At 64.4% G+C, this 10,053-nt stretch carries 10 protein-coding genes and 1 pseudogene; 1 reads left to right on the forward strand and 10 read right to left on the reverse strand.

Annotated features, from left to right (window positions below; translation table 11 throughout):
• Positions 1–68: 68 nt before the first annotated feature.
• The 10 genes and pseudogenes from metF to DVR05_RS26845 form a co-directional block, all read right to left on the reverse strand.
• Complete coding sequence (metF, locus tag DVR05_RS25785) at positions 69–929, reverse strand: methylenetetrahydrofolate reductase [NAD(P)H] (protein WP_116248512.1); 861 nt, start codon at positions 927–929, stop codon at positions 69–71.
• A pseudogene (locus tag DVR05_RS25790) lies at positions 926–1,525 on the reverse strand (vitamin B12 dependent-methionine synthase activation domain-containing protein); the annotation flags it as partial. The pseudogene DVR05_RS25790 and the gene metF, both read right to left, overlap by 4 nt.
• Entirely contained in the window at positions 1,524–2,507 is a 984-nt protein-coding gene (locus DVR05_RS25795) for a carbohydrate kinase family protein (RefSeq protein WP_116248513.1), read from the reverse strand. The pseudogene DVR05_RS25790 and the gene DVR05_RS25795, both read right to left, overlap by 2 nt.
• A 124-nt stretch (positions 2,508–2,631) precedes the next feature.
• A complete protein-coding gene (metK, locus tag DVR05_RS25800; RefSeq protein ID WP_116248514.1) occupies positions 2,632–3,837 on the reverse strand; it encodes a methionine adenosyltransferase in 1,206 nt (401 codons plus the stop codon).
• 110 nt (positions 3,838–3,947) lie between these two features.
• A complete protein-coding gene (locus DVR05_RS25805; protein WP_116248515.1) occupies positions 3,948–4,583 on the reverse strand; it encodes a class I SAM-dependent methyltransferase in 636 nt (211 codons plus the stop codon).
• 30 nt (positions 4,584–4,613) lie between these two features.
• Entirely contained in the window at positions 4,614–5,627 is a 1,014-nt protein-coding gene (locus DVR05_RS25810; protein ID WP_116248516.1) for a DMT family transporter, read from the reverse strand.
• Positions 5,627–6,625, reverse strand: coding sequence for a PLP-dependent cysteine synthase family protein (locus DVR05_RS25815; protein ID WP_116248517.1), 999 nt, complete (start codon positions 6,623–6,625; stop codon positions 5,627–5,629). Before DVR05_RS25815 ends, DVR05_RS25810 begins: the two co-directional genes overlap by 1 nt.
• Positions 6,626–6,697: 72 nt before the next feature.
• A complete protein-coding gene (locus DVR05_RS25820) occupies positions 6,698–7,684 on the reverse strand; it encodes a class I SAM-dependent methyltransferase (RefSeq protein ID WP_116248518.1) in 987 nt (328 codons plus the stop codon).
• Positions 7,685–8,398: 714 nt separating this feature from the next.
• Positions 8,399–8,854, reverse strand: a complete 456-nt coding sequence (locus DVR05_RS25825; RefSeq protein WP_198659363.1) for a hypothetical protein — start codon at positions 8,852–8,854, stop codon at positions 8,399–8,401.
• Positions 8,855–9,213: 359 nt separating this feature from the next.
• Positions 9,214–9,600, reverse strand: coding sequence for a hypothetical protein (locus tag DVR05_RS26845; RefSeq protein WP_157982559.1), 387 nt, complete (start codon positions 9,598–9,600; stop codon positions 9,214–9,216).
• 209 nt (positions 9,601–9,809) lie between these two features.
• Between DVR05_RS26845 and DVR05_RS25835 the strand changes: the two genes are divergently transcribed.
• Positions 9,810–10,053 (forward strand): transposase family protein (locus tag DVR05_RS25835; protein ID WP_369974584.1); only part of this gene is annotated, 244 nt, incomplete at its 3' end.

A 10,053-nucleotide genomic window follows, 5' to 3' on the forward strand; every position in this document is an offset into this window, starting at 1 on the left:
CGGCGAGCCGGATCTCGTCACGGCCGAACTCGGCCAGGGACAGATCGGCGACCTTGAAGTCGATGGACTCAGCTGGCATGGAGGCTCCTCAAGCTGTTCAGTACATTGCGATGAATGTCCAGGGGCGCTCTGGACTTGTTGAGGGTGATGTAGTGCAGGCCGGGTGCCCCCTCAGCGAGCAGTCGGTCCGCCATGGCGGTGGCATGTTCGACCCCGATCCGGTGAGCATCGTCAGGCCGCCCGCTGGCGGCCTGGAGCTTGCGGGCCAGGTCCTCCGGGAACGCCGCGTCGGAGAGTTCGGCGAAGCGCCGGATCTGACGGGCGTTGGTGGCCGGCATGATCTCCGGGATGATCGGCGTCGTACACCCCGCGGCCACGACCCGGTCGCGCAGACGCAGGTAGTCCTCCACGTCGAAGAACATCTGGGTGATGGCGTAGTCGGCGCCCGCCCGGCACTTGGCCACGAAGTTGCGGATGTCGCTGTCCCAGTCGACCGAGCGCGGGTGCTTCTCCGGAAACGCCGCCACACCGATGGTGAAGTCCCCCAGAGAGCGCACCAGTTCGACCAGTTCGTAGGCGTAGGTGAAACCGTTCGGGTGTGGTTCCCACGGTCCCCTGGGATCACCGGGCGGGTCGCCGCGCAGCACGAGGACGTCGCGCACCCCGACGTCCGCGAACTGGCCGATGATGCGGCGCAGCTCGTCCACTGAGTGGCCGACTGCGGTCAGGTGCGCCACAGGGCGCAGCGTCGTCTCGGACACGAGGCGTTTGACGATCTCGACGGTCCGGTCCCGCGAAGAACCGCCGGCGCCGTAGGTGACGGAAACGAAATCAGGGTCCAAAGACTCGATATGGCGGACCGTCTTCCACAGAGCTTTCTCCCCTTCGACTGTCTTGGGCGGGAAGAACTCAAAGGAGAATGTCGTCACTTCCGGCCTCCGGCGTTGAAGTACTTGGCCTCGGGATGGTGCGTGACGATGGCGTCGGTGGACTGTTCCGGGTGAAGTCGGAACTCCTCCGACAGACGCACGCCGATTCGTTCCGACCGCAGCAGGTCCGTGATCTTGGCGCGGTCCTCCAGGTCCGGGCAGGCCCCGTAACCCAGGGAGAAGCGGGCTCCGCGGTACCTCAGGGCGAACATGCCGCGCATGTCACCGGGATCCTGTCCGGCGAACCCGAACTCGGAGCGGACCCGGCCCTCGTCCATGGGGCGCTCTTCGGCGACGGTGGAGGCGAGTCGCCGCACCCGACGCTGCTTCAACTCGGGCAGCACCGCGTGGGGAACGTCGCGCTTGATGCCCATCATCGCGTCCATCAGCCGCAACCCCTCGAAAGCGTCACGGGCATGGCGGACCTCGCCGTCGTAGATCTCGTGTAGATCCTGTTCGACATAGGCACGGGTGAGGGCGGCGCCGCCGAGGATCACGGGATCAACGCACGACAGAGCGCGGGCGTTGAGCTCTTCGAGATTCTCCTTCATGATCACCGTGGACTCGACCGACAGGCCGGACATGCCGATGTCGTCATGACACGTACGCGAGCCGCGGTTCGAGGGCGCGGGCCGCATCGGCTCCGTAGGCCTGTTCGATGCGGGCGACCAGGTCCGAGGAGTTCAACTTGTACTCCTGGGTGCCGATCGACTCGAGCACGGTCGTCGCCATGGCACAGCCGAGCCGGGCGGCCTGCTCCTGCGACCATGACCAGGTGGTCCCGGCAAGGAATCCGGCCCTGAAGGCATCACCGGCCCCTGTCGGGTCGGCGATCCGATGTGTGGAAACCGCCGGTATCCGCAGTGGGGCGGCACCTTCAGCGGCAAGTGAGACCCCGTCCTCACCCAAGGTGGTGATCCATGTGCCGACCCTGCTGAGCAGGTCCTGTTCGGTCCAACCGGTGCGTTCGAGCAGGAGGGCGGATTCGTACTCGTTGGTGAACAACCACTGCGCCCGGTCGACGAGTTGACGGGCCTGCTCCCGGTCGAGACGGGCGAGCTGCTGCGAGGGGTCAGCGGCTACCGGGATGCCGAGGCGGTGTGCGGCAGCCGTGTGGCACAGCATCGCGGTGGGGTCGTCGGCTCCGACCAGGACGAGTCCCGGCCGACCCGTTCGCTCGACCACGGAGGCCAGATCGATCCGGGAAGCGTCGGCCATGGCCCCGGCGTAGAAGGTGGCGATCTGGTTCTGGTCCGTGTCCGTAGTGCACACGAAGCGTGCGGTGTGCAGCGTCTCGCTGACCCGAACCGCTGTCGTGTCGACTCCGTTCGCCCGAAGCCAGGCGTCGTACTCGGGGAAGTCAATGCCCGCGGCACCGATCAGGAGCGGGTTGAGGCCGAGAGCCGCCAGGCCGAAGGCGATGTTGGCGCCCACACCCCCTCTGCGTACTTCCAACCGGTCGGCGAGGAACGACAGGGAGACCTGCTCCAGCTGCTCCTTGATCAGCTGCTCGGCGAAGTGTCCGGGGAACACCATCAGGTGGTCGGTGGCAATCGAGCCGGTCACGGCGATACGCATGGACAGCTTTCCTCGATTCTGGGCCGGGTGGTCTGACTACCTGGAGCAGGATCGCGGGCGTCGGTGCCCGGACAGAGCGTGCACCGACGCCCGCGATACCGAGCCTCCATCCGGAACTGAACGGTCAGCCCGCCGCCGCCCGCAGCGCGTCGGCGCGGTCGGTGCGCTCCCAGGTGAAGTCCGGGAGCTCACGTCCGAAGTGGCCGTATGCGGCGGTCTGTGCGTAGATCGGGCGCAACAGGTCGAGATCACGGATGATCGAGAGCGGGCGGAGGTCGAAGACATCGGTGATGGCGCGCTCGATCTTGTCGACGTCGACCGTGTGGGTGCCGAACGTCTCCACGAACAGGCCGACCGGTTCCGCCTTGCCGATGGCGTAGGCGACCTGGACCTCGCAGCGCTGGGCGAGGCCGGCGGCGACGACGTTCTTGGCGATCCAGCGCATGGCGTAGGCGGCGGAGCGGTCGACCTTGGACGGGTCCTTTCCGGAGAAGGCGCCGCCGCCGTGGCGTGCGTAGCCGCCATAGGTGTCGATGATGATCTTGCGGCCGGTCAGCCCCGCATCGCCCATAGGGCCGCCGATCTCGAAGCGGCCGGTGGGGTTGACCAGGAGACGGTAGTCGGTGGTGTCCAACTTGATGCCGTCATCGGCGATCTCCTTGAGGACGTGCTCGACGACATTCTCCCGGATGTCCGGGGTGAGCAGTCCGTCCAGGTCGATCCCCGCGGCGTGTTGCGAGGAGACCACGACCGTGTCGAGTCGGACAGGACGCATACCCAGGTATTCGATGGTGACCTGGGTCTTGCCGTCGGGCCGCAGGTAGGAGAGGGTGCCGTCCTTGCGGACCTCCGTCAGGCGGCGTGAGAGGCGGTGGGCGAGCTCGATGGGCAGCGGCATGAGGGAGGGCGTCTCGTCCGTCGCGTAGCCGAACATCAGGCCCTGGTCGCCCGCGCCCTGTCGGTCGAGTTCATCGTGGTCACCCTCGACACGCTGCTCGTACGCGGTGTCGACGCCCTTCGCGATGTCCGGGGACTGCGCTCCGAGCGACACCGAGACTCCGCAGGAGGCTCCGTCGAACCCTTTGGCCGAGGAGTCGTAACCGATGCCGAGGATCTTGTCCCTGACCAGTTCGGCGATGTCGGCGTAGGCAGAGGTCGTCACCTCACCCGCGACATGCACCTGCCCGGTGGTGATCAGGGTTTCGACCGCGACACGTGAAGCGTGGTCCTGACTCAGCAGGGCGTCAAGGATGCTGTCACTGATCTGGTCGGCGATCTTGTCTGGATGTCCTTCGGTCACGGATTCCGAGGTGAACAATCTACGGGACATGGAACTCCAGGGTCAGTTGTGTCTCTGCGCTCGGCAGTGGTCAACCCACAGGCCTCGTCAGGAGCGGTTCTTTTCCGTTCTCGCCAATGTCGCTGCTGGTCACTGCATGATCAGGACGTGCGGAAGACCCAGTAGTCGGCGCTCTCCTCCGCGATGTAGTGGGAGTCCTTCAGCGTGAACTCCAGAGTCGCCCGATCAGTGACCTCCTGCGACTTCGCGAAGGTCTCGAACTCGGTCTCGATGTTGTAGCTGCCGCGGGTGGAGACCACGACGAAACCCTTGGGGCGGGTGTACTCGAACAGTGTGAGAAGCGCTGTCGGCCGCACGTGTCCCAGCGTGAACACCCCGCTGCTGACCACGATGTCGTAATGGTCGAGACGCTCGTCCCTCTGGGGCACGGAGAGGTCAACCGCGCCGTAGACCTTTCGGTAGGCGTTCGTCTTGACCGCTTCGGCGGCCATGCTCTCCGAGAGGTCGACGCCGTCGATGACGTAGTTCCCCAGGGTGCTGAGGAATCTGCCGACGAGCCCCGTTCCACAGCCGGCGTCGAACACGTGCGTCTCCGGCGTCCCGTAGGCCGAGGCGAGGAGGTGTACGAGGTTGGCCGCGATCCTGGGCGCCACCCACTTCTGGTCGGCCAGGTCCCCGTCGTACTTCGAGGCCCAGTTCTCGTAGTACTGCTTCAGCCCGGGGGCGTCGTCGAAGAAGACGTGGGACTGCTTGATGTTGCTGAAGGAGTTGCTCATGGAATTTCCTCCTGTGTGCTGCCTCGACTCTTACTTCGCGTCGGTCTGCAACTGGATGGGCTCTTCGGGAGCATCCGGTGCGTCTGGAGTCTCCGTTTTTTCTCGCCTGCTGTTGAACCGTTCATTCCTTGCGTCGAACACCATGTAGATGGTGATCCCGGCGAGAATTGAAAGGGCGCCTGACACCTCCCACAAGTTGGGGATCCTGCTCTCCACGGGGATGCTGAGGATCGCGCCGAAAATCGTCTCTGCGGCGAGCAGCGGACCGACGAAGGGGACCGGTAGGCCCTTCGCCGCCTTCACCCAGATATAGGTTCCCCACCAAGAGGAGATGATGCCCAGGAATATGCACCATGCCGTGATCTTGAGCAGGGGGTACAACTCGAAGGTCTCCGGCGGGGTGGAGGCGATGGCGAACGGCAGTAGCACCATGGACGCGCCACCGGCCCCCATCGCTACCAGTGCGGCCCAGATCATGGCATCGGGCTTGGTTTCCCACGTCCGCTGGGACTCGGCGTTCCGGACCACGAAGTAGGACCATGAGAGCATCGCGCCCAGAGCCAGAAGGATTCCGAAGAACGAGTCGTTCGATTCTCCGGCCTGACCCATGTGAATGAAATCCGTGGCGCTGAGCAGGGAGATGCCGATGAGGATGAAGGCGATCGGGGCGACGAGCTGGCGCCACAGGATTCTCTTTTCCGAGAAGTTCCCGGCCACAGCGATCATGATGGGTGACGACCCCACGATCACCGCGGTGATGAACCCGCTCCCCGTTGTGGCGGAGTATGAGACGCAGATGTAGAAGATGAAGTAGCCGACGAAGCCGATGTAAAGACCGAACAGGATCCTTCGCACCGGAATGAGCCTGAGCTTCTGCCATCCCCGGATCAGCACGTAGAGTCCGCACAGTCCGAACAGCGTGTACCGGCCGGTGACCAGGAGCAGCTCGCTGGCGGGCTGCACGGCAGCCGGGGCGACGAAAGCAAAGGACCAGAGAAGGGCTGCCGTAAGCGCAGCGACAATATCTTTCTTCTGGCTTCCCATTACAGGGCCAGTTCCAGTGAGCGAAGTTCACCGGCATTGAATCCGTTTTGCATCAGCCATTCCGGATTGTAGATCTTCGAGATGTACTTGTTCCCGCTGTCGGGCAGGACCGTGACAATCGTCGCCGGCCCGGTCATCGACCGGGCGACCTGGACAGCGCCCCACACGTTGGCCCCCGATGTGCCGCCGCAGACGAGCCCTTCCCTCTTCGCCAGGTGCTGGCAGGTGGCGAACGCATCGGAGTCGGTGAAGCGAATGACGTCATCGACCACCGAGAAGTCCATGCACTTCGCCAGGTGGTCCTCGCCAGCCCCTTCGACAAAGTACGGCGCGATCTGCGAGGGGTCGACGACTCCGTCGTGGAAATAGCGGTGATAGATGGAGCCGACCGGATCGGCCAAGACGGAGTGCACGGAGGGCTTCTGCATCTTCAGGTACCTGGATGTTCCAGAAATGGTGCCGCCCGTGCTTCCCGACGCGACGAACGCCGAGATCGACTCTCCGAGATCATTCCAGATCTCGGGGCCCGTGGAGTTAAAGTGGGCCTCCGCGTTGAGCTGGTTGTCATACTGGTTGATCATGAACGAGCCGGGCATCTCGGCGTGGATTCGTCTCGCTCGGGTCACATAGTGATCGGCCGAATCCGGGAGGGCGGAGGTCGGACAGACGACGACCTCTGCCCCCATCGCGCGCAGCGCGTCCTGCTTTTCCTTGCTCACCTTGTCCGGCATGGTGAGGATCGCGTGGTAGCCGCGTATCGCCGCAGTCATCGCGATCGCTGCCCCGGTGTTTCCGGAGGTGTTCTCCACGATGGTGGATCCCGGCTTGAGAAGACCCTGGTCCTCCGCATCGTCGATGATGTACGTGACGATGCGGTCCTTGATGCTGCCACCGGGGTTCATGAATTCGACCTTGGCGAATAGCCGAACGCCGGACGGAACGTTAAAGGTCTTCAGTTCGACGAGAGGCGTATTTCCTATGAAGGACTTGATGTCCATGCCGAATCCTTACTGAGTTCGACAGAAGCCAGATTTCGCCGTGTCTCTGCAGCCCCGGAGAAGACGGAAGATTCACAGGTCGGTTTCGGGGAACTTGACGGAGTCGAGGATCGCCACCGTGTGGCCGACCTTCTCGCCCTTTTCGACCATGGCCAAGGCATCGGTGGCCAAGATCTGGTGCGGAGCAAGCTCCTTCTCGATCTGCAGGGCCTGTGCGCCGGCGGCCGCGGGGGACATCCTCGCGAAGGTGTCCTCCAACACGCTGACCGGGTAGAAGTGGAACGGCCCCAGGCCGGCCCGTTCCCATCGGGCGAAGCCGCCGACCACCTCATGGGGCTCGGACTGCACCTTCCACGTGTAGGTCAGGATGCTGCCGTTGTACCGAGCCGCGGAGGAGAGTGCGAGGATCTCGGACAGCGGAATGCGTGCACCGATCGACGACAGAACACGACCGCCGACCCTCAGGAGCGGGTGCGCCTGCTGCAGCGCCAGATAGTGAAGGGCGACCAGGTTCTTCTCCGCGAACCCGGGGATCTCCTCGCTGCGTTCCTCGATGAAGGTCGAACTGGTCTGACCCTCGTCGAGGTCCTCGCTCTCCACCATCGGGATGTTGGGAAGGTTCTCGTAGATCAGGTCGAGCTGGGAGAGCGATCCCGACAGCGGGGAGAGCAGGTCGCCGACGCCGCCGACGAGTTCGACATCCTGGCTGATGATGTTGCGCTCGATGTTTCCCCGGGCATACGCGAGGACGTCTTCGTGGAGGTCGGTGAAGCCGACGGTGCGCGCCTGCAGGATCTCCACCGCCGCCAAGGCATCCAGGCCGGCGCCCGTCCCGACTGTGCAGAACCGCGGAGCCAGGAACCCCATCCGGGAAAGCGCCTTGAATGCCGGGACGGCGACACTGGCGACCCAGTCGGCGCGCGGTTCATCGACTTTCGGGAGATAGGAGTGGTCCGAAAGCCTGAGGGTGACGGAGGAGCTGATGCGCTCCGCTTCCTTGATCTGCAGGAAACGCTCCGGAGAGACCACCAGCTCAGAGTGTTCGGTGTTCGTGTCCATATCACCCTCCGTGGACGTGGCAACAGTGTTACTTCTCAATGAACAGGGGAGCGGTATATAGGAAGAACTACATGTGAGCGGTTGATGCGATTTCACTATCGCGAACCACGGAAAAGTTGTACAGAGTTGCCCTGTTGCCTCTGGTGATGCAACAGGGTGACCACTGAGAATGCGCGGGTTCTGCCTGAAGACCCGTACGGTGCCCGAAGTGGTGGCGCGGTGCGCCGTGGGGCATGGGCGCCGTATGAGCGGGATACCGTGGCCCACGGCCAACCGGAGTGGAAGCTGGTACAGGTCGAGATCCACTGCTGGCGCTTCGGCCACGGCATCGTGCATTACCCCAGCGGTTCGCCGACGCCTGCGTATTCGACACGACCATACGGTCGGGCTACGAGGTGTTGCGCGACATCGCTTCGAACGGGAACTTCCTGTGATTCGTCGGAACACCCGCCCCCACGGACCGTCGACGGCGCTCCTCGTCGCCGCGCTGCTCGCCGCTTCCTGCACCTGGAACGAGCCCGCAGAGCGGGACCTGGACCTGGCCTCGATTCTTCAGGGGCGGTCGCTGTCTGAGCGCGCCGTGGGTTCGCCCCGGTTTGTCCCCCGATTGCGGGGGCGGGACCGTCGCATGTCGCTGCGGACTGCGCCGGGCTCCACCCTCCCGGGAATCGAACGCTCCTCCTCCCCACCACTCGTCGGAGCAGGACGCGCCACTCAGGTCGGTGCGGAAATGGCCTGTAGCCGGTCCCAACAGGAGGCGAACGCGTCCTTGTCACAGCAGCCCAGCAGCCGGGTCCACGCGTCCAGATCAACGGCGATCGAGGCCGCCAGCACCCACCCGGTGCGCTTCTCCGGTTCGGTGAGCTTCTTGGCGTCCCGTCCGCTGGGGCGGACCCGGCGCACGACCAGCCGCGGCCCTTCGGGGCAGCCGGGGCGGGTGTTCAGCCCTCCCAGCTCAGCGACGCGGACCTGTTCGCGCACGGTGCCGTCGGGGTTCAGGGCCTGCTCCCACGCATGCCCGGGTAGGCGGGCGATCGCGGCCTCGTGGGCTCCTGTGCTGGTCCACCCGAGGGAGACGGAGCCGTGGATGGCTTCCCATGACGGATCGGTGTCCAAGTGGATGCCCGTCAGGCCCGCCGGGTGGGGCTGGACCGACTCCAGGACCGCCATGTGGGGGCGATGTTCACCGCCATCGAGGAGACCAACGCCCGCATCCTGGAGTCCCGCGAGGCCGACGACCCGAAGGTGAAGGCCCCGGTGCGGGGCCGCGGGTGATCTCGCTGTCGACCAGGCACCGCGTCCGGGCGACGTTGCGCAGCGCAGTGTCGGAGGCGGTGCGCAGCCCGGACCTGCCCGTGATGGTCAACATCGCCTCGCATGTGCGGTTGCCGTCGTGTCCGCGCACCCGGAACGAAACAAAGATGGATGAACCCTTCCCACGAAAAAGTCCAGGGACACTCCCACCCAACCATTGGTGGCTGCCCTCCCCGCTCACGCCGGGCTCCGGCACCGAAGCCAATCATCAACCCTCAATGAGATGAGCCCATAAAATCCTCTTCTATCTCATCCAACTCTTCCTCACCGGGGATCATGGGCACCCAGCCTGTGGCTTCGGCATGCCGAACGAAGCGACCAGGAAGTCGAACATTGCACTCACGAACGTAGTAGGACAGGTCAGAAGGCCACAGCCAGACCCCATCAGTAAGAACTGACAGAGAGCAAATCGCAGGGCATTCCTCATCCAACACGTCAAACAGCACCCGGGTCGCTGCCGCGACAACCGAACCCCGATCCAGATATTCCGCGATTTGCTCTTTCCGCGATTCGTCGCCTTTCGACGCATGAGACTTCAGATTTTCTCCGCCGCCATCACCGCGCGAAAGTTCCCGAAAGAAACCAACTTTCTCTGCCCTCATCAAGGCGTTCCCCCGGACCGAAAAATCTCCACATATCAGGTGGCAGACTCTTTCTGGCGCTGGTCGGCCCAACGAAGAGAGTGAGCTCTTTTCACCCTGAAGCTGCTGGCCACAGGCCCGTACCACCCGCGCGGAACCACCCCTGACAGCAAGAAGCCCCTGGCAGACCGGTTAACGACCAAGAAAACCTGCCCCACCAGAGGCTCCACATGCTCTTCTACCGTGCCGCTCTGCCCCTGTCACGCCGGACCCCGAACCTGGCCGCCCGCACCATCCACACCCACCGCGAGAACACCCGCTCCCGGTGGCGGCGCCTGGCCCCGGCGCAGCAAGCCCTGCTCGTCCTGGTCCACCTGTACAAGGGCGAGCCCCTCACCCACCTCGCGGCAGGCTTCGCGGTGGGTACCACCACCGCCTGGCGCATGCGTGCGCGAAACCACGGCCCTGCTCGCC

The organism is Nocardiopsis sp. FIRDI 009 (assembly GCF_003386285.1).
Classification (GTDB): Bacteria; Actinomycetota; Actinomycetes; order Streptosporangiales; family Streptosporangiaceae; genus Nocardiopsis.